Annotated in this window: 24 protein-coding genes and 1 pseudogene; 18 read left to right on the top strand and 7 right to left on the bottom strand. The window is 36.3% G+C overall.

The genetic code is table 11. The features are described 5' to 3' along the window. Positions 1 to 6: 6 nt before the first annotated feature. The 4 genes from BM012_RS21050 to BM012_RS21065 all read left to right on the top strand — a co-directional run bounded on the left by BM012_RS21050 (position 7) and on the right by BM012_RS21065 (position 1747). Positions 7 to 504, top strand: coding sequence for a GNAT family N-acetyltransferase (locus tag BM012_RS21050; RefSeq protein WP_061802695.1), 498 nt, complete (start codon positions 7 to 9; stop codon positions 502 to 504). Positions 505 to 602: 98 nt separating this feature from the next. Then, the gene (locus BM012_RS26185) at positions 603 to 827 is read left to right on the top strand and encodes a nuclear transport factor 2 family protein (RefSeq protein WP_113715260.1); all 225 of its coding nucleotides are present in this window, start codon (positions 603 to 605) and stop codon (positions 825 to 827) included. Positions 828 to 1005: 178 nt separating this feature from the next. Next, the gene (locus BM012_RS21060) at positions 1006 to 1449 is read left to right on the top strand and encodes a DUF5391 domain-containing protein (protein ID WP_061802696.1); all 444 of its coding nucleotides are present in this window, start codon (positions 1006 to 1008) and stop codon (positions 1447 to 1449) included. 22 nt (positions 1450 to 1471) lie between these two features. Next, positions 1472 to 1747: a hypothetical protein gene (locus BM012_RS21065; protein ID WP_061802697.1), complete on the top strand. Its 276-nt coding sequence runs from the start codon at positions 1472 to 1474 to the stop codon at positions 1745 to 1747. Between the two features lie 40 nt (positions 1748 to 1787). Here BM012_RS21065 and BM012_RS21070 read toward each other — a convergent pair whose 3' ends face one another. From BM012_RS21070 to garR, 3 genes are all read right to left on the bottom strand, one after another. Beyond that, the gene (locus tag BM012_RS21070; protein WP_061802698.1) at positions 1788 to 3107 is read right to left on the bottom strand and encodes a gluconate:H+ symporter; all 1320 of its coding nucleotides are present in this window, start codon (positions 3105 to 3107) and stop codon (positions 1788 to 1790) included. Positions 3108 to 3174: 67 nt separating this feature from the next. Beyond that, complete coding sequence (locus tag BM012_RS21075) at positions 3175 to 4614, bottom strand: four-carbon acid sugar kinase family protein (protein WP_061802699.1); 1440 nt, start codon at positions 4612 to 4614, stop codon at positions 3175 to 3177. After that, complete coding sequence (gene garR, locus BM012_RS21080) at positions 4595 to 5509, bottom strand: 2-hydroxy-3-oxopropionate reductase (RefSeq protein WP_061802700.1); 915 nt, start codon at positions 5507 to 5509, stop codon at positions 4595 to 4597. Before garR ends, BM012_RS21075 begins: the two co-directional genes overlap by 20 nt. A 243-nt stretch (positions 5510 to 5752) precedes the next feature. Here garR and BM012_RS21085 point away from each other — a divergent pair, with 243 nt between their 5' ends. The 7 genes from BM012_RS21085 (at position 5753) to BM012_RS21115 (ending at position 9906) form a co-directional block, all read left to right on the top strand. Further along, complete coding sequence (locus BM012_RS21085; protein WP_061802701.1) at positions 5753 to 6364, top strand: GntR family transcriptional regulator; 612 nt, start codon at positions 5753 to 5755, stop codon at positions 6362 to 6364. A 194-nt stretch (positions 6365 to 6558) separates the two neighbouring features. Beyond that, a complete protein-coding gene (locus BM012_RS21090) occupies positions 6559 to 7023 on the top strand; it encodes a MarR family transcriptional regulator (protein ID WP_061802702.1) in 465 nt (154 codons plus the stop codon). Beyond that, positions 7020 to 7439 (top strand): hypothetical protein, encoded by a 420-nt coding sequence (locus tag BM012_RS21095; RefSeq protein WP_061802703.1) that lies wholly within the window; start codon positions 7020 to 7022, stop codon positions 7437 to 7439. The genes BM012_RS21090 and BM012_RS21095 overlap by 4 nt, the downstream gene beginning before the upstream one ends. A gap of 115 nt (positions 7440 to 7554) precedes the next feature. Further along, the gene (locus BM012_RS21100; protein WP_061802704.1) at positions 7555 to 7758 is read left to right on the top strand and encodes a helix-turn-helix transcriptional regulator; all 204 of its coding nucleotides are present in this window, start codon (positions 7555 to 7557) and stop codon (positions 7756 to 7758) included. Continuing rightward, positions 7755 to 8438 carry a DUF3169 family protein gene (locus tag BM012_RS21105; protein WP_061802705.1) on the top strand — a complete coding sequence of 228 codons (684 nt, stop codon included), beginning with the start codon at positions 7755 to 7757 and terminating at the stop codon, positions 8436 to 8438. The genes BM012_RS21100 and BM012_RS21105 overlap by 4 nt, the downstream gene beginning before the upstream one ends. A 36-nt stretch (positions 8439 to 8474) precedes the next feature. Next, positions 8475 to 9527, top strand: coding sequence for a hypothetical protein (locus BM012_RS21110; protein ID WP_061802706.1), 1053 nt, complete (start codon positions 8475 to 8477; stop codon positions 9525 to 9527). Further along, positions 9511 to 9906 carry a hypothetical protein gene (locus BM012_RS21115; RefSeq protein ID WP_061802707.1) on the top strand — a complete coding sequence of 132 codons (396 nt, stop codon included), beginning with the start codon at positions 9511 to 9513 and terminating at the stop codon, positions 9904 to 9906. The genes BM012_RS21110 and BM012_RS21115 overlap by 17 nt, the downstream gene beginning before the upstream one ends. A gap of 46 nt (positions 9907 to 9952) precedes the next feature. On the opposite strand, the pseudogene BM012_RS25965 reads toward BM012_RS21115, so the two are convergent. Continuing rightward, positions 9953 to 10124: pseudogene (locus BM012_RS25965) on the bottom strand (manganese catalase family protein); the annotation flags it as partial. A 79-nt stretch (positions 10125 to 10203) separates the two neighbouring features. Next, entirely contained in the window at positions 10204 to 11121 is a 918-nt protein-coding gene (cyoE, locus tag BM012_RS21120; protein WP_113715249.1) for a heme o synthase, read from the bottom strand. 616 nt (positions 11122 to 11737) lie between these two features. Between cyoE and BM012_RS21125 the strand changes: the two genes are divergently transcribed. The 5 genes from BM012_RS21125 to BM012_RS21145 are packed head-to-tail and all read left to right on the top strand — an operon-like array spanning position 11738 to position 15554. Next, positions 11738 to 12052 carry an HMA2 domain-containing protein gene (locus tag BM012_RS21125; RefSeq protein WP_061802708.1) on the top strand — a complete coding sequence of 105 codons (315 nt, stop codon included), beginning with the start codon at positions 11738 to 11740 and terminating at the stop codon, positions 12050 to 12052. A gap of 13 nt (positions 12053 to 12065) precedes the next feature. Continuing rightward, positions 12066 to 12590 carry an HMA2 domain-containing protein gene (locus BM012_RS21130; RefSeq protein WP_061802709.1) on the top strand — a complete coding sequence of 175 codons (525 nt, stop codon included), beginning with the start codon at positions 12066 to 12068 and terminating at the stop codon, positions 12588 to 12590. 5 nt (positions 12591 to 12595) lie between these two features. Then, positions 12596 to 14710 carry a heavy metal translocating P-type ATPase gene (locus BM012_RS21135; RefSeq protein ID WP_061802710.1) on the top strand — a complete coding sequence of 705 codons (2115 nt, stop codon included), beginning with the start codon at positions 12596 to 12598 and terminating at the stop codon, positions 14708 to 14710. Next, complete coding sequence (locus BM012_RS21140; protein WP_061802711.1) at positions 14682 to 15272, top strand: HMA2 domain-containing protein; 591 nt, start codon at positions 14682 to 14684, stop codon at positions 15270 to 15272. Before BM012_RS21135 ends, BM012_RS21140 begins: the two co-directional genes overlap by 29 nt. A 60-nt stretch (positions 15273 to 15332) precedes the next feature. Beyond that, positions 15333 to 15554, top strand: a complete 222-nt coding sequence (locus tag BM012_RS21145) for a hypothetical protein (protein WP_061802712.1) — start codon at positions 15333 to 15335, stop codon at positions 15552 to 15554. A gap of 189 nt (positions 15555 to 15743) precedes the next feature. On the opposite strand, the gene BM012_RS21150 is transcribed toward BM012_RS21145, so the two are convergent. After that, positions 15744 to 16364, bottom strand: a complete 621-nt coding sequence (locus BM012_RS21150; protein ID WP_061802713.1) for a MarC family protein — start codon at positions 16362 to 16364, stop codon at positions 15744 to 15746. A 200-nt stretch (positions 16365 to 16564) separates the two neighbouring features. Between BM012_RS21150 and BM012_RS21155 the strand changes: the two genes are divergently transcribed. Further along, complete coding sequence (locus BM012_RS21155) at positions 16565 to 17746, top strand: pyridoxal phosphate-dependent aminotransferase (protein WP_061802757.1); 1182 nt, start codon at positions 16565 to 16567, stop codon at positions 17744 to 17746. 35 nt (positions 17747 to 17781) lie between these two features. Here BM012_RS21155 and BM012_RS21160 read toward each other — a convergent pair whose 3' ends face one another. Then, positions 17782 to 18684, bottom strand: coding sequence for a dienelactone hydrolase family protein (locus BM012_RS21160; protein WP_061802714.1), 903 nt, complete (start codon positions 18682 to 18684; stop codon positions 17782 to 17784). A 128-nt stretch (positions 18685 to 18812) separates the two neighbouring features. On the opposite strand from BM012_RS21160, the gene BM012_RS21165 reads away from it, so the two are divergent. Continuing rightward, complete coding sequence (locus BM012_RS21165) at positions 18813 to 19376, top strand: DUF6434 domain-containing protein (RefSeq protein WP_061802715.1); 564 nt, start codon at positions 18813 to 18815, stop codon at positions 19374 to 19376. The last annotated feature ends 6 nt before the right edge of the window (positions 19377 to 19382 follow it).

Raw genomic sequence — 19382 nt, forward strand, 5'->3', positions numbered from 1 at the left:
GAGGAATTGGATATCAAGAAAGATGATTTAGAAGATGTTAGGGTCAAAGAGCTTATTTCAGAACATCTGAACAATATGACAGAGCATTCTCCACCCGAAAGTATCCATGCTTTAGATGTCGCGAAATTAAAAACAAACGATATTACATTCTGGAGCATCTGGGAAAATGGGGAGTTGCTTGGGTGTGGAGCATTAAAAGAGCTTGATGAGACTCATGGAGAGATTAAATCAATGCGAACAGCAGCTGTTCATCGAAGAAAAGGTGCAGGAAAGAGAATGCTTCAGCATATTCTAGCGGAAGCAAGTAAAAGAGGCTATAGTAGAGTCAGTTTGGAAACAGGAGCAATGGAGGCCTTTACTCCAGCCAGAAAGCTTTATGAAAACTTTGGGTTTCGTTACTGTGCTCCTTTTGCACAGTATACAGAAGATCCCTATAGTATGTTTATGACGAAAGAAATAATGAACAAGGCTAGAGCTGGGCAGTATGAAGAAAACTACGAGTAGCTATGGTTGAAGGGGATGTAGGAAGTCTTGAGGCTCTTCTTGCTGACGAATTAGTATTTGTAAATCATTTTAGACAATTTTTAACAAAATAAGATGACCTGACTGCTCACCGTTCTAAAATCCTAAAATTCTCAAATATTGAGATTGGAGAGCAAGTGATCAAGCTTTTAGGAGATGTCGCTGTTACCTCTACCAAAGCATTCCTTCAAGTAACAGTAGGAGAGGAAGAAATCAATCACGAGATGAGTTATTCAAGAATTTGGAAAGAGCAAAATGGGTCACTTCAAGTTGTTGCAGGTCATTGTAGCACTGTCGTAAGTTAAGCTGTCTTTTTGTAAAAAGACAGCTCTTTTTCTATCTTCTTTTAAAAATTCAACTTATTTACAGTTGTTTGGATAAAAAGGATATTTATTGAAACAACTTTGCCTTTCATTCGTAAGTAATAGTAAGAAGAAAATAAGTCGATATTTAAAATTAATAATAGAAAAGGAGAAGCTTTTAATGATCGAAAAGTCTTCAAAAAATGGAGTTATTATTACAACAATCCTTTCTGCCGTTTTGTATTGTCTCCTCATCGTTTTTACTTCACTGTCACCTTTATCTGATACTGGAGAGCATGCTAATGAATTCGGAACAGCAGGAATGTGGTCAGCTATTGGTATGATTCTTGCTTTATATCTTGTTCCTCTTTTGTTATATATCATAAATATTAAAGGAATGACCATTGTTATGGCTATTCTCTGTAGCATTGGAATCCTAATTCATATTGTCGTTATTGCCTCTGTACTTGTGATGAGCTTAGGAACTTCTCCTTTTCCGTATTTAATTGAAATTATTGCAACATGTATCTTATCTTTTATGGTTAACTTTATGTGGTTTTTCATCGCCTTTCGCACGCCAAAAGAAGCAGCGGAAGTGTCTTTTGATTCACAAATAGAACGTTAATTGAGAAGAGAAAGATTTGTTGATGTTTGTAAAATTAGTCATTTGCCTTTTACTGCTTGCTTTAAGTTACCCAGCTTTTTCGGATGCTCTTTCCAAACGATTTGATGATAAGTTTTTCAATACTCTATTATGGGAGGGGGGAGCATTAACTCTTTTAACTTTACCATCCGTTGCTCTCCTCTGGTGTTGTAAAAAAGTCTTTAAATCAAGAAGCTACCAGATGGTTTTTAGGTCAGTGGCCTTTCTATTTGGTCTGCTCCTTATATTAGGAGCAGGAGGAGTCTGGTTTATTGGATAAAATAAAAAGGCAGCTTGATAGCTGCCTTTTTATTATGAAGTTACATAAATATATTTAGCAGGAGCACACACCCTAATCCAACGAGTGAAATGATCGTAACCATAACAGACCATGTTTTAATCGTTTGTCCAATGGATAAGTTAAAGTACTCTTTATAAATCCAAAAGCCTGCATCATTTACATGTGAAAAAGTAATGCTACCGGCTCCAGCAGCTAATGCCATAAGTTCAGGGCTAACTCCTGAAACATTTACAAGTGGAGCCGCAATTCCTGCTGCAGTTAGGCCTGCTACCGTCGCGGAACCAAGAGAAACACGAAGAATGGCTGCGATTAACCATGTAAGCAGGAGAGGAGAAAGGTTCGTTCCTTCCATAAGATGAGCAATATATTGATCAACTTTACTATCAATTAAAATTTGTTTAAAGGCTCCACCTCCACCGATAATAAGCAGAATCATGGCAATGGATGTGATAGATTCTGTTACCGTTTTCATGACAGAGTCCATTGTTTTCCCTTTATGAAGTCCAAAGGTAAAGATTCCAAGAAGAACAGCAATTAATAAAGCAATAGCTGGATCTCCGATAAAACCGACATAGTGTAATAAAGGAGATTTTGGGAAAAAGATCTCAACAAATGCATGGATAAACATTAAAATAACAGGGATTAGAGAGGTGAAAACGCTAACTCCAAATCCAGGCATTTCTTTATCAGTAAGCTTTTTGGGATTGAAAAGCTCTTTTGGAATATTACAGTGTAGATTTTCCTTTTTGAACATTTTTGTATATAAAACGCCACCAATTAACACAGCAGGAATGGCTGTCAGAATGCCAACGAGCAACATTTTGCCAATGTTTGCGTGGAAAATGACTGCAATAGCTGTCGGTCCTGGGTGTGGAGGAACAAATCCGTGCACCGTAATGAGAGCAGCTACAACTGGCATCCCAATATATAAAACAGGTAATCCAGCGCTAATAGCAACTGTAAAAACAAGTGGAATGAGCACGATGAATCCGGTTTCATAAAATAAAGCGATACCAACAACAAATGCAGTAATAACGGTCGCAAGCTGAACTCTATTTTCCCCAAACTTAGCGATCAACGTATCTGCAATACACTGAGCCCCACCAGAATCAGCCATTAACTTCCCAAGCATTGTTCCAAAGCCGAGCACAAGGGCTAAATCCCCAAGCGTTGCCCCTAATCCATCTTTTACAGATTCTAGTGCTTCAAGAGGAGCCATTCCCTCCATGATTCCAACCAGAATGGAAACAATGATAAGGGAGATAAACGCATTTAATCTGAAAACTGTGATAAGAAGTAGAAGTAAAGCTACTCCAATACAGATGATAACAATAGGCATGTTGTACCTCCTAAGTTGTAAGATATGGCATCAATTAAACTAGCAGCCTAATAGACGCCTTTTATCATTATGAAAGCATTTCGACAACTTCCCTTAATGTAGAAACTTCTCCAACATTTCCAGGGAAGATAATATAAGCCATGTGTGGGAATTTACTTTCTTCACCTGTTAACCAAACAGGGATACCTGGTTTAATTTGACCTGCAACAGTAGCACGCTGTACAGAAAGACCATTAACTCCAATGTCACTAGACGTTATTCCACCTTTAGCAATGATAAATCGAGGCTTCACTTTCAAGAGTTTGACAATGCTTGTGACAGCTTCTGAAATTTTAACAGAAAGCTCAAGCTCCTCTTCTTTTTTGTTCTCTCCAAGATCAAGTCGTTCTCTTCGTGTATAAACAGCTACTGTCTTTCCATCAGCAATGAGCTGTTCACATTGATGTAAAACACGGTCTCGTTCTTTTTCAAATTCTTCAGGATGTAAGACAAGATGTGTATCAAATTGGATGAAGTCGATGAACTCACATTGTTTTAACTGCTCAAGTTGCTGAGTTGTTTTTTGTACATGAGAACCGATTAAAATAAGGCCACCATGTTCAGATGATTCAACAAGTTCACTTTTCGTCAGTAAACCACGGTCAGCTACACCACCAATAATTTTTGTAATGGCAGCAGCAGTGCGGAACATATAATTTTTGCTGTTTTTCATAGCTTTAATAAGGGCAATTGTTACGACCATTACATCAACATAATCTACAGCATTTACAATAACTTTATTGAAGTCTTTTACTTCGAGGAGCTGTTCTGTAAGATAGTCAATGTCCAATGCTCGAATATGTTCTAATGTTAAATATGTTGCGTTTTCTGCCATAAATCTGCCCTCCGTTTTTTCTTCAATCCACTCTCCTAGATGAGAGCTTTTATAGCCAAATGTGCGGTCTTTAGCAAATTCAGTTTCACCAGCAGGTACAAGAGTTTCTCCATCTTGAACATAGTGAATATTGTCGATAGTGTAGCGGCCGCCTTCCTTAAAGAAAGGGAAAATAACTTCACCATCAAACGTCAGGTTTGTTTTGTTTTCAACTGTTTCTTTTAATATTTCAGTTTCAAGTGGGTAATGACCACGAAGGGTTGAATCACCACGGCTTATAATGATGAACTCCTTATTTAATTCCTGCGCAACTGTTGCGATATGTTCAGCAATCTTTTGATGTTCCTCTTCTGTTTTAGAAGCGGAAAAAGCTCGTGAATTTGTAAGGATAAAAAACATGCTGTTTTTTTCTAAAAAACCTTTTTTAATGCTTTCTACTGACCAATCTGTGTAGACAGAAATATTGTTTACTGTTTGAACACCTGTTGGGTCATCATCAAGGACAATGATTTTCTTGTTTAATGTAGAAAGCTCGTCTTGAAGCCATTCTTGTACTTTGGATGTTTCAAGAGATGGAATATTGTTCAAAGTAGATTTTACTTCTCTTAATTGTTTAGAGTTTTGTACTTTCAACGTTCTTCCCTCCAACTTCTACATTTGCTAGCTTTTCATAATATTGAACAATGCCCCCATGATCATCTCTTGATTTTCCATCTACTTTTAAGGCATGGAAAATCTCAAGAAGCTGACTTGTAAGTGGGAGGGGGACACCAATACTATGAGCAGTATCCATTACATTTGTAATGTCTTTCATGTTGATATCAATTCGTCCACCTGGTACGAAATTTCGTTCTAAAATAAGCGGAACTTTAGCATCAAGAACAGCACTTCCTGCAAGACCGCCGCGAATAGCTTCATACATTTTTCTAACGTCAATTCCTGCTTTTGTAGCTAGCACAAGTGCTTCAGACATAGCAGCAATGTTCAAGTTTACGATAACCTGATTTGCAAGCTTTGCTGTAGCACCGCTTCCATTGTCTCCAACTAGGATTGTATTTTCACCTAGTGCATCAAAAATAGGTTTAACGCTTTCAAAATGCTCTGGCTTTCCACCGATCATGATAGAAAGTGTTCCATCAATTGCTTTTGGTTCTCCACCGCTAACAGGTGCATCAAGCATAGCCATCTCTTTCTGCTCAAGAGCTGTCGCAATTTCAAGACTGTCTACGGGAGATAGAGAGCTCATATCAATCACAATTGTTCCTGCTTTTGCATAATGAATAAGTCCCGCTTCCCCGAGTACAACTTCCTTAACGTGTTTGGCACTTGGAAGCATTGTAATAATTACATCACTTTGTTTTGCCACTTCCTCAAGAGATGTAGCGTCTACTCCGCCTAAGCTAACAACTTCTTGGACTGCTTCTTTATTTATATCGTAGGCAATAACCGTTTGTCCTGCTTTTAATAAGTTAAGTGCCATCGGTTTTCCCATGATGCCTAAACCGATAAACCCAATTTGCTTTTTCATTTTAACAACCTCCGAACTTAGTTCATTTTGTTGTATCCGTTTTCAATAATTATTTAATCATAAAACTTTGTTTTCGTATACAATTTTATTAAAAATGTATACATTTATTTTTATTTCGTATTCTTTTTTGGTGTTGAAGGAAGGGATATGATTGTCTTTTACTTTATTTTTGGTATGATTAAGGAAACTAGCCATTCCATGAGTGAAGGGAATTTCTTATAAACAAAAGGTGGATTAACATTGATGAATGAAAAGAAGAAAGCAAATCATCAATCATATGAACTTATTCGAGATAAGATATTGAGTGGTGAATTAGCGAGCGGTACAAAGATCACCGAAGAAAAACTGGCTAATGATTTAGGATTTAGCCGTACCCCCATTCGAGAATCCATTAGAAGATTAGAATATGAAGGGCTTATTGTGAAGAAAAAAGTTCTAAAACCGACGGAAAAGAACTTACGCGATATTTTTCAGGTACGCATGCTCCTAGAGAGTCATGCAGCTAAAAATGCAGCAACATATGCCTCACAAGAAGACCTAGATGCTTTGCTTCGATGCGTCGAAACAGGAAAGAACGGTTCATATGAAGAAATTATGGAAGCAAATGAACGTTTCCATCAAATTATCGTTCAAAAAAGTGGAAATGAGGTCATAATTGATACAATTGATCGGATGCAGTCTATCATCTATCTTTTCCGCCGAACGGTTGTTTCTTATGACAGACCGTTCCTTATTGAGGAACATGAAGAGATTTATCAAGCAATTAGGAATCGAGAAATGGATAAAGCAGCAGAACTGATGAGGAGTCACTTGCAAAAGGACTTAGATTTTTGTCTGCATTTACTTCATAATTAGAGAGAAAAGACGTCTACTTTTACAGTAGGCGTCTTTTTTTATTAGAAGAAATAACAATAATATAATTATAAGTAATATGAGACAAACGGCCAATCCCCAAATAAGGAGTTGGTTTTTCATATTAAAATTGACTTCATTAAAGTTAACCAGTAAACTAAAATTATTAACCAGTTAATTATTTTAGGGGGAGAAAAATGAATTCTACAGAAAAACAAGAATCATTAAAAGCCATTGAACAATTTATTATCCAGAAAGAAAAAGCAGCGAAGTCTTCAACTGGAATAGATGAATTAAAAGGAAAATGGACACTCACTCAGCTTCATATTTTAGCACTTATTTCATCTTATCCAACAGAAGCAAACAACACCTTTCTTTCTAAAAATCTTCATATTACAAAGCCTGCAGTCACAAAAGCAGTAAAACCGTTACTAGATAAAAAGATGATTATTCGAGAGCATAAAGAAGGCGATCGGAAATCTGTTTATTATTATTTAACAGATGAAGGAAAAAAGCTAGCTCTTTTACATGAAGAGCTACATATGAAAGCAAAACAAAGATATTATGATTTGTTTGAGGAATTCAATAAAGAAGAGCTTACTGTGATTACAAAGTTCTTAAAAAGGTGGACAGAAACAATTAGTGAGGAGAATAGAAAATGAATAAAAATGAAGTATATACGTTTTTGTCGAACATGTATAAAGACGTCTTGTTAGATTTAAATGTTAATAAAGTTTCCCAGTATTTCTCACCAGATTATATCCAAGTAACAGATGGATTACAGTCCAACTTAAATGAGTTTTTAAACCACTTACTTACGTTAAAAAGCATTGTGAAATCTCTTTCTCAATCACCTTTTTATCACTTTTTATATGATGAAGAAGAAGAAGCTGCAACATTAAGATACGACGTTAACGTAGAGAAGAAAACGGGTGAAAAAGGAAAGGTAGAAGTTATTGCTATCTTTACACTAATTAATGGAAAAATTATAAAGTGTCATGAGCTAACACATGTGATTGAAAATAAAGAAGAGTTCAGGGATATTGGAAAAATTAATACCATAGTCAATCCTGTATAAAGTTTTATACAGGATTTTTTATTATGAATTTTGACTATGATATTTATAATTTTGACTATTATACTTGTCAAAAGGAAAAATATGTTATATATTGAGTTTGAGGAGGAAGATACAATTGAAAAGTCGTTTAAAGGAACTTCGGGCACGAGAAGGGTGGAATCAAACGGAGCTTGCAAAGAGAGCTAAAATTTCACGCCAAACTGTAAGTCTTATTGAACGTGAAGAATATATGCCGTCTTTGCTTATTGCCGTTCGATTATCTCGTCTTTTTAGAGAGCCAATTGAAAATATTTTTATATTTGAGGAGGATGAGTTGTGAAAGGAATCAGTATGATTGCATCTAGCATTTTTCCTATTGGGCTTGTTGCTTTTTTTGTTCTATACTTTACGGATAACGAACATATTGTAGAAAGGCTATGGAGCTCTGAAGAAAATGTAATGTATACCCTTCTAGCACTAAATCTAGTTCTTATTGGTGTGGTTATTTTTCAGTTTATAAAAATGAAGAACTTACCTGTAGTTTCACTAAATGAAGAGCAAGAGGATGAAAGAGAAGTGAAGAAATATCGTGTTTTCTCTGATATGATAGTGTGCTCTAATGTTTCCATATCTTTATCTGTTCTTGCTTTTGGATTAGGATTTATATGGTTTAGAGATTCAGATCCGTGGTTAGCTTTAAACGCATTTTTCTTACTTATTGGAAGTTTTGTTGTAGCTAACTTAGCTTTTTCGAGCGGAAGAAAAGTATATCCTGATCGTGAGCCCCCAAGTACTTCTGAAGACATGTTGGATGTGTTAGATGATGGAGAGAAATTTGTTGTATTGGAAGGGTTGCATAAGGTATATCAACTACTTATTCCTTTTTTGTATATGTGCATTATGGCTTCTGTGTTTTATACCGCTGTCTCAGGGCACTCACAAATTTTTTCTATCGTCTTAATGACCATTATCCTTATTGCTGTTCAAATGACGTATGGCATAGTAGTAAGAAACCGTTAATCCCCTAACTTTACATGTAGAAAAGAGGCATGCTTTATGGTTATTCAATCGCCATTGAGGCGTAAAGCTTTACTTAGCTTATTACTGCTTGTTATCACATCAAATCTTTTGTTATATCAGTCACAATTCGGTTTGTCTGTGTTACAGCATAATATTAATGGAGCAGTTCTTGGCTCTCTAATTGATCTCACCATTATCGCTCCATTGTTAGTTTTCTTCTTAATCAAGAAAAGACATATTAAACATCTTTTAATTGTTATTCCACTAGGATTAATTGTAGCCCGTCTCCTGATTCCAGTTCAGTACTTAGGTTCCTTCGGGCGAGTAACTGAAATAGGTTTAGGAATAGAAATTCTTTTGATTCTCTTTGAATTCTTTTTGATTGCAAAACTTTTAAAAAACACCCCTAGAATTTTCTCATCAGCGTCTAAACATGTACTTCCATTTCTTGCTTCCTTTGATTATGAAATAAAGAGAAGTGGAGGAAGAAATCCAATTGTTCACATCCTTTTCTCTGAATTGCTTATGTTTTATTATGCCTTCTTCTTTTGGAGAAAAACACCCACATATACAGAAAATCAATTTACGATCTATAGAAAGTCCAGTTTGATTCCTTTTCGAATTATGATGATTCACGCAATTGTAATTGAGACCCTTGGTATTCATTGGTGGCTTCATGAAAAGTCCGTTATGCTCTCTGTTATTCTTCTGCTTTTAAATATTTACTCCCTCGTCTTTTTTATAGGTGATTTGCAAGCTATAAGATTTAACCCTGTACACATTGGAAAAGATAACATCTACCTTTCACTTGGTCTTATGAGAAGAATGAAGGTTCCTCTTCACACTATTGTTCGTGTAATAGAAGAAAGAGAACAGTTAGAGAAGAAAGTGACCAAAGACACCATTGAATTTATTGCGAATGATTTTGAAAAAGTTTATCCAAACCTTGTGTTAGAGTTGGCTGTGCCAGTTCAAGCAACATTATTTTTAGGAATGAAAAAAAACTATAAAAGAGTAGCTATTAAAGTAGACAATATTATAGAATTCAAAGAAATGTTAAAGGAGAATATAAGTGAAAAGAATAGCTAAGCTAAGCATTTTAGCAACAACATTACTTATCATCCTTATCCCTGTGTTTACTCTTCTAGTTTGGTTCAACTGGAATGAGGTTTTTGGCAATAAAAGGCCGCTTGAAGCTCTTTATTCCCTGTATGAACTAGAGTTAAAGGGAAAGGAAATTAGTGCTATGAAAAATATTAATAACGATACAGAATTTCTTGTAGAAGGAGATAATCTTACTCCTTTCTTTACTCTCTTAGAAGAGCATGGCTATTCTATTGTCAAAGGCGAAGCACTTCTTGTTCAAAAAGGAAATTCATCATACTCAGTAACAATAAACAAGTTTCAAACCGATTACTCGGTCATTAATGTTGGGGAAGAAGTTGCATTAGACATAATAGGAAAGTAAAAAAGCGTGGAAAACAACAATGTTTTCCACGCTTTTTTATTTACACAGTATTTGGTCGTAAATCTTTATATTTTCCATTTCTTCGTATACTCCAACCTTGAAACAAATACTGAAGGGCAATGGAATCTCCCTAAAACTTCTTGAAGCTGTTTCACAAAAAGTGGGTCTGGGCGCTCTGTTTTTACACGATATGGAAGTTCCTGTATATGAAAAAACAAGTAAGCTCCTCCTTATCTTCCTAGGAAGATAAGGAGGAGCTTACTTGTTAGAAAACATATCTAAAGGTAGGAAGATGTATTAGACAAACATTCCAATTAATGAGTAAACAATAACTGTTGAGAATAACAATGTCATATGAACAAGAGAGAAAATAAACATTGATGTTGCCCATTTTTCTCCGTTCATTTTCTTATAACCAAACAAGCTTAGTCCTAGCCATAAAAGTCCTAAAATGAGAGAGACAATTGTAAGCCCTAAGCTTAATGGCAGGAAGAGAAAGCTTGTTGCTATAAGGACAACAAGATATACGTTTGTTTGCACATATGTTCTTTTGAATCCTTTTACAACTGGAAGCATTGGAACATTTGCTGCTTTATAATCATCATGCTTACGTATCGCAATCGCATAGAAGTGAGGCATTTGCCAAATAAGTGTAATCACAAAAAGTCCAATAATGGCTGGATTTGTTACGTCCTGACTAATTGCAGCCCAACCAATTAATGGAGGAGTTGCACCTGAAATACTACCGATCTCTGTGTTGTAAATTGTTCTGCGCTTGCTCCACATTGTATAAGGTACAAGATAGAAAAACAGTCCAAGAAAGCCGAAAAGAGCAGCCATTGGTGTTGCTAACGCTAAAGCTATTAATCCAAGTACAGCTAAAGAAATGCCGAGCCATAATACTGTGCCTGTCTTAATTTCACCTGTTACAGTTGGTCTATCTTGAGTACGTTTCATTAAAGAGTCAATATCGCGGTCATAGAGGTTGTTTAAAGCCCCCGCAGCACCCATAACAAAGATGGATCCTATCAAAGCAAACAAAAGCTCTGGTAACTTATCAATTAACGTGAGATTGTACGTAGAGAGAGCTAATGTAAGTCCAGCAAGCATTGTAATTAAATTTGATTTAATAATTCCAGTTTTCACTGTCTGCTTTAGGATCGTCCAAGAAGTTCGTTGTTCTGTTGTAACGAGATTTTCTTCCCTTGCTATCATATTTCCTCGCTCCTTTTTATAATAGTAAGTAACCTAAAAATAGTGCTTGTATTGTTCTAATAGCTAAAAAAACAGCCCTGTTTTTTGCTGAAAAAATTTTATAGACTACTCGGGTATATTAATGTTATATTCAAGTATTGTCAAGAAAAGGAGTTTGAAAAAAGGGCGAAAAAAGCGCTTATATAGCTTATAAAAACGCTTTCTATAAAATTGTGCTAATTTGTCCACTTTCTCAATCCATTATCAATTAGTCGCGTAAAAAAATTCCTTATTCATAGTATGCTGGAAGTAATGTAAAACATGAGAAAATATTAAAAGAAAAAATAGACAATATAAGGTATAAGTTGGATGTCCTTTCATACATTTTTCTTTACCATGCGATTGTCTTTAGGTATAAAAGGTGCTCATAACATTTTGTTATGAGCATTTTTTCATGAACTGAGAAAGAAAAAAGATACTTGTTTAATTGAGAAAAATTACCTTCTAGTTTGGAAGGTATTTGCATATATTAGGAGAATTATTAAGTACATGTGAAGAAAATGATAGGTCTGTAAATAATCAAGGTGTGCTATTTACAAGCCTGTAACATATTGGCTTTTAAAAAGGAGGGAGCTTTATGATTGGAAAGATAACAGAAAAAGTGATGCTAAGTCATGTTGAAAAGAGGCTTAGAAAGTATAACATTCAGCTTGTGCACTTTGTTCCAGGACGACTCCGACTTAAATCTTCTCTATGGAAGGAAGATGATGATCTAATTCATATACTAGTTTGTGAATTAAAAGAGCAAGTGTTAGTTTATGATGCTCAATTTACAAAAGGAACCGGCAGTTTGCTTATTACATACGATGCTTCACATGTTGGGGATATGAAGGAACTTCAGTCATGGTTTGATATAATGGACGCTTTATATAAACAGAGATTCTACATCTAAGGAGCGATGAATAGTGATACCTACTCTCGTTGGGCTTGGAGCTTCGTTCCTGGCACCTAAAATAATGGGACAGTTTCGAGATCAAAAAGTAAAAGTTGTTCATGCATTGCCTGGACGCTTGCGCCTGCAATGCAGCAGTTGGAAACATAAAGTTGTAGCAGATATGTTAAATGCTCAAGTTAAACAGCATCCTCTTATTTTGACCGCAAAAGCTTCTGAAATTACAGGAAGTCTTCTCCTTCAATTTGTTGTATCCCATATTAGTCAAGAAGAGCTTGATGAGATTATAACTACAATTGTTAATATTGCTTCAGAGGCCATTCTACAGAAGGAATCACAATTAATGAATGGAATGAAAAATACGCTTGGGTTTGTTGATAGAGGTATTAAGAAACAAACAAATGGTCTTGCTGATTTTGATAGTTTATTTGTCCTATTTTTGCTTGGGAAAGGCGTGCAGTCATTTAGTAGTGCACCTGCTTTTTCAGCTAGTTTACTTTATTGGTCATACAGCATTATTAAACGGAAGGGGGAATAAAATGGATGAACATCGTTCATGTTGCACATGAGTTACCTGGACGAACTCGTTTATATCTATTAACTAAAGTGAATGCCTGTAAAATTGAGACTTTTGTGCGAACATTGCCAGGTGTGATTTCAGCTCTTTATACATCAACAACAGGGAGTTTGCTAGTATATCATCAACAAAAGATGTCGGCTCCACAATTAAAACATTTTATTGTTTCTTTCTTAAAGAAGGAAGAACAAGAGAAAAAAACATTATGGAAAGAGCTTGTCCCTGTTGCAGGCTGCCTTGCAATGTTTACAGCCAATTTTTATGTGCAAAGGTCTCCTTTTACTTTACTGTGGAAGAAACTCTTTCACTTTGGTGCAGTGGTAACAGCTGTTGCGACATCTTTCGATGTGATAAGAGATGGAATCTCACACATTGTACGGAAACGAAAAGGAAACGCAAATACATTAACAGCTGCTTCTATATTAGCTTCCCTATATATCAGAAATCCAGGCTCAGCTCTTGTTATTACAATGATGTCTACGATAAGTGAGATGTTAACTGACCATACGTCAGAGCAAACAAAAGAATACATTCATTCTCTTTTAGAGCTAGATACTTCTTATGCATGGAGAGTAAACGAAAAGGGAGAAGAAGTAAAAGTACCCTTAGAAGAAATTAAAAAAGGAGATACGGTACTTGTTTTTACGGGAGAGAAAATTCCGGTAGATGGAACAGTTATGAGAGGATATGGAACTGTTGATGAGTCTTCTATTACAGGAGAATATATGCCAAAAGAAAAAAGTAAAAAAGAGATCGTTTATGCTGGGAGCATCCTGCAAAATGGTCATCTTGCTATGAAAGTTGACAAAGTTGGGAGTGAAACAGCCCTCTCAAAAATTGTGAAATTACTTGAAAAGGCACAAGAAACGAAGGCTCCTATTCAAAATATGGCAGATGCGCTAGCTGAGAAAATGGTACCTCTGTCATTTGCGCTCTCCTTTATAACCTTTCTCCTTACCAAAAGTATAAATAGGGCAATGAACATGCTTGTTATTGATTTTATATGTGGCATTAAGCTTTCTACTGCTACTGCTTTGTATGCGGCAATTGGCAGAGCAGCAAGAGAGGGAGCTATTGTAAAAGGAAGTCATCATATTGAAGAGATGGCAAACATCAGTACGTTGATTCTTGATAAAACAGGCACAATTACAGAAGGGGCACCACTTGTTCAGCATGTTTTACCGTGTGATGGCTATAGCAAGGAAGACGTAATTACCTTTGCTGCAGCGGTAGAAAAAAGTTCTTCACACCCAATTGCAGATGCCATTATGAATCAAGCAAAACGCTGGAATATTAGAATTCCTTCACGTGATGAAGGAGCTGAAGTACAGACAGTGGTAGGGAAAGGCATTAGCACTGTTTTGAACGGTAAACGCGTTGTTGTTGGAAGTCTACGCTTTATGAATGAACTAAAGATAAAAGGAGAAGGATTCTTTAAGAATATAGAAAGTGACGAAAACGTGATTTACGTTGCCTATGACCAAGCACTTATTGGAGTAGTAAGCATCTTTGATAAGATTCGCGCAGGTATGCATAGAGCCATTCACAGCATTCGAGAGCACGGTATTGATGACATTATTATGCTTACAGGAGATAAACGTCATGTAGCAAAAGAAATGGCTAAAAGACTAAGGCTAAATTGGTATCATGCAGAAGCCTTACCAGAAGAGAAGGCAAGCTATGTAGAGCGGTATGGCAAGCGGGGAGCTGTCATGATGGTCGGAGATGGAATCAATGATGCGCCTGCTCTTGCCTATGCGAATGTAGGAGTAACAATGGGAGCAAAACGAACGGATATTGCTTCAGAAGCAAGTGATATTGTCATTACTTCAGATAATCCTGAAATGTTATCAGAGCTCATTGGACTTTCCAAAAGAACAATGAGGATTATTAAACAAAACTTCGCAGCAACGTTCCTTATCAATGGGCTTGCTATTGTGCTTGGTGCCTGTGGCATCTTTTCGCCAATTATAGGGGCAGCTATTCATAATGCAGCTACAATTGGCGTAGTGATGAACAGTGCGCGCATTCTATGGATTGGAGGAGAGTGGAATGAATGCAAAGTTTTACGTGCTGCATGATATTCCAGGAAGAATGAGACTGCAAATTCCCTCGTTGCGAGATAAAACAAACTACAAGGAAATTGAGCATATGTTTTGTTCCTTAAAAGGGGTGTCGTCAGTTAGGATTGAGCCTTCTATTCAAACAATGCTTATTCATTACGAAGTTGCTTATCTATCTCGCAGTACCTTATTACGCTATATCTCTGTTTTCTTTCAACAAACAAGATTAGATCCACTTGACGATATTATGATTCAAATGGATCCTGCTATGCGAAATGACTGGCTTCGCACTCTTTTCTCAGGAGGATTGCTCCTGCTTGCAGGGATTCGTAAATCTTCTTTTTATAAGCCTGATGCTCTTGTGTATGGGGCAGTTGCAGCAACAGGGTATACCGTTTTATCACATGGCACAAGCAATAAGATTAGACACCCTGATATTTTAACAGGAATCATCACTCTGCTATCACTAGGTCCGTCTAACATGCTTTATGTTGCCATGATTACGTGGATTGTAAATGTTCTTGAACTTCTTCATGAAAAACAGAAAAAGCAAACAAGACCGTTGTATACCGTAAGTTAGATATTTATTCATACTCTTTGTATGAATTCATATATAAAAAATTAATGGGGGAATAAACATATGATTAACCGTGATTTTCTAATGGGTTTTGTATCAGGAACTGTTGTGGGAGCTGTAGGATACCGTCTTTATGAGCAAAATGGCGGGCAATTGCAGCGCCTTGTTCAGCCAAAGAATTCATTTGGCGGCAGTCAACAGCTCTCTTATCAACCATCAGTAGAAGAGCTTCAGGCTCAGAAAGAACGGTTGGAAGATATGATAGCTGAGCTTCAAGTAAAATAAAAAAGAAGGAGAAGCAGTTCCCGGCTGCTTCTCCTTTTTTATTGCTATGGGGAAATAGATCATATATATTACTTTGACAATGGAAAGTATGTTTGCTTCATTTTAAAAAGTTGCCCTAAGGAAAACTTTATTTTATCTTACTTGAAATTTAAGTAAATTTCAAGAAGTAGATCATAAATTTTCTATTTTTTAAAGAGAAGGAAAAAGTCCTTTGATTCCTTCTGCAATCATTTGAATAGCCATTACAGCTAAAATAATCCCCATAAGTCTTGAAATCACATTGACGCCATTTTGTCCAAGTTTCTTGATGGTGGATGAAGAATAATAAAATAAGAAAAATGTAACAGCTAGAATTAATGTGTAGCTAATAAAGACGCTCACTATTTGTTTGAGTGAATGTGAATTTTGTGACATCACAGTTGCAATTGTCCCTGGACCAGCCATAATTGGCAGCGCGAGAGGGGTCACTGAGATATCATTTTTAGCTTCAGCTTCCCTTTGCTCTGTTTGGTGAGGGCTTTGAGCATTAGAAGTTTTAGCATGAAGAAGGTTGTAAGCAATTCCAAAAATCAAAATGCCTCCAGCGATACGGAATGCATGGATTGTGATGCCGAACATTGAAAAAATAAAGTTTCCAAGAAGTAAAAATACAGTGAGAATGATGAAAGAAATAATAGCAGCTTTTCGTGCATTACGATGCTTTTCTTCAAGAGAATAGCCGTTTGTAAGTGAGATAAAGATAGGCATGTTTCCTAATGGATTCATAACGGCAAAAAAGGAAATGGTTAACTTTAGAATAAGGGTAAACAAAGTGGACAGCTCCTTTCTTATTTAATATTTATTAACGTACTCATTCTGTTTGTCTATTAATCGACAAAGTAGGCTTATTTCCTTTCAACGTAATGAAGTATAGAGGGATGCTAGCTTTACAAAAAAGTTACAGGGTCTGTTGTGGAAAAAGGAAATTTAAGCTATTTTTAAGTAAGAACGATTTTAAGCAGAAGGGAAAGATTAGAGTGGCAGATTTATCAAAACGAATTGTGGCAAATCTAGAAAACTCCTCATGGATTCGTAAGCTTTTTGATGAGGGAAATCGTTTAAAGAAAGAGTTTGGGGAAGACCAAGTTTTTGATTTCTCATTAGGTAATCCAGTTGTTGAACCACCAAAATCATTTACAGAAGCGCTACGTGAAGAAGTGAAAAAAGGAGGACACGGATACATACCAAACCAAGGACTTGTAGAAGCAAGAGCAAAAGTAGCTGAGTTTATCAGTTCACGTTTCTCTGGTAGCTTCTCATCAAAGCACGTTGTGATGACCGTGGGAGCAGGAGGCGCTTTAAATGTTGCTTTACGAAGTATTTTAAATGAAGGTGAAGAAGTCATTGTTCTTGCTCCTTATTTTGCTGAGTACAAAGCATACATTGAAAACAACGGTGGAAAGGTAGTTAGCTGTCCATTAACAGAGAAATTTGAGATTGATATTGAAGCTGTTCAAAAAGCCATTACTCCAAAAACAAAAGGGCTTATTTTAAATACCCCGCATAATCCAACAGGAACAGCTCTGACACAAGAAAATGTTAATGAGCTAGGCAAGCTTTTAAAGTCGTGTGAAAAAGAAAACAGTCAAAGCATTTACGTTTTATTTGACGAACCTTATAGCCAGCTTATTTATGATGAAGAGCTTGCAGATCCATTTAAAGCATATCACAATATCATTTTAGCCAGCTCTTTCAGTAAAGATTTAGGAATTGCTGGTGAACGTTTAGGTTATCTTGTTCTAGATAACAATACACCTGATGTAGACCTTCTTACTGCTGCATTTGTATACTGCAACCGTACACTTGGGTTTGTAAATGCTCCAGTCTTAATGCAGCGGGCAATTGCAAGCATGGATAACTTAACAGTAGATGCAAGCGAATATAAGAAACGTCGTGATTTAATTGTAGATATTCTGCAAGAAGCAGGCTTTGACTTTATGATGCCAAAAGGTGGTTTCTTCGTTTTCCCCAAATCGCCAATTGAAGATGAAGTAGCATTTTGTCAGCATGCAGCTGAAAAATACAAAATCTTAGTTGTCCCAAGCAGCGGATTCGGGGTAAAAGGGTATTTCCGCTTATCTTTTAGTGTATCTCTTGACCAGATTGAACGTTCGAGAGAGGCCTTTATTGCTCTTTATAAAGACTTTGCTTAACGAAAGCAGCCTTATATAAGGCTGCTTTCGTTTTGTTACAAATACGTCTTTAAAAAGTCGCAAGCTTCAGCACGCATTCCAGCTGTCTCAATGTGACCACAGGGATAACAACTCATTTTCCAATGGTGAGCTATCCCCATCTCTTCATAAATTTTTTTTAACTCTTCGTCAATAATAGAAAGTCCATCATAAGGAGTTAACAGATCATGTTCTCCTACAAGACTTAAGTGTGGTCGAGGTGCAATGAAAGATTGAATCTCAGCTGTTTCAAAATGTTTAAGAAGGCCAGGAACATAGGAGTAGAAGCCATGGGAATCAAGCCGTCTCTGTTTTACTAGTGTTCTAGCCTCAACTTGTGCTGTAATATCTATACAAACTGAAATACGCTCATCTAAGGCAGCAACCCACCATGCCATTAATCCACCCATTGACATACCCATTGTTGCAATGCGAGTAGAATCAACATCCTCTCGTTCGAATAAGTAGTCAATCCCTCTTATGCTGTCATAGATCATCATTCCCCATAAGAATTCACCATTCCAAAGCATCTCCTTAAAAATCTCAGTTTGAGCTTTTCCCGCTCTTTCTCCAAATCCCCACATATCAAGGCAAAGCACATTGTAGCCTAAGTCTGTTAATGTTTTGGCAAATGCTTCTTCATATAAATATGGACTACTTTTCAGGAGTTCTTTCTTTCCCATGTCATACAGGCCTCCGTGTGAATGATTAAACAGCACAGTTGGTCTTTTCTTGGTCTTGTTTTTGGGTTTAACAAAATAAGCAGGAACGTCTTCTCTGCTATTTATAGAGAGTAAAAGTTCCTCTACAATATAGGTCTCCATCTCTCGCTCAAAAAGGGTTGTAACAGAGATTTTGCTTTTCTCAGGCAGATCACCAAGAAGCTGCCAAAGTTTTTGTTTCTCTTTTGTGATTTTCATATTTTCCCTCCATTTAAAAAAGTATAGTGTATAAGACAAATTATAGATTTGAAAAGATAAATTTTCCATATTAAAACCGACATAAGGGAACATTTGTTCTATAATGGTAGAGAGAGAGGAGAGATAGCATGGAAAGGCCACCTTTAGTAAAAGGTTTACCAGAACATAAATTTAGAGATTTTTATTGGCTTAAAAAAGAACTACAGTCATTTTGCCGTGATAATGGATTAAGTACATCAGGATCGAAAGACGAGATAACAGAGCGTATAGGCATATTTCTGAGGGAAGGGAGAATTATAAAGCCAAGAAAGAGAAGAACAATACATTCATTAGATGAAGAGTTATATCTTGAAACGGTCATTACTGAACATCATAGGTGTAGTCAGAAAGTGAGGGCATTTTTTAAGCTTCACATTTCGAACTTCCACTTTTCTACTTACATACAAAATTACTTTAAAAATAATGTAGGAAAGACATATCAAGATGTAATAGAAGCTTGGTTGGAAGAGGAGAAGCGTAAAAAAGAGCCAACTTATCGACCAAAGATTGGATCTCAGTTTCAGTACAATCAGTTTATTAGAGACTATTTTGCCGATCCAAAAAATAAGGGTAGGGGAAGAGAAGACGCTATCTTAGCTTGGAAGCATATTAAAAGTCTTTCTGGTGATAACAAATATAGAGGAGAAGAATAATATTAA

Origin of the sequence: Priestia endophytica DSM 13796, from assembly GCF_900115845.1 — a bacterium.
In the GTDB taxonomy this organism is placed as follows: Bacteria; Bacillota; Bacilli; order Bacillales; family Bacillaceae_H; genus Bacillus_I; species Bacillus_I endophytica.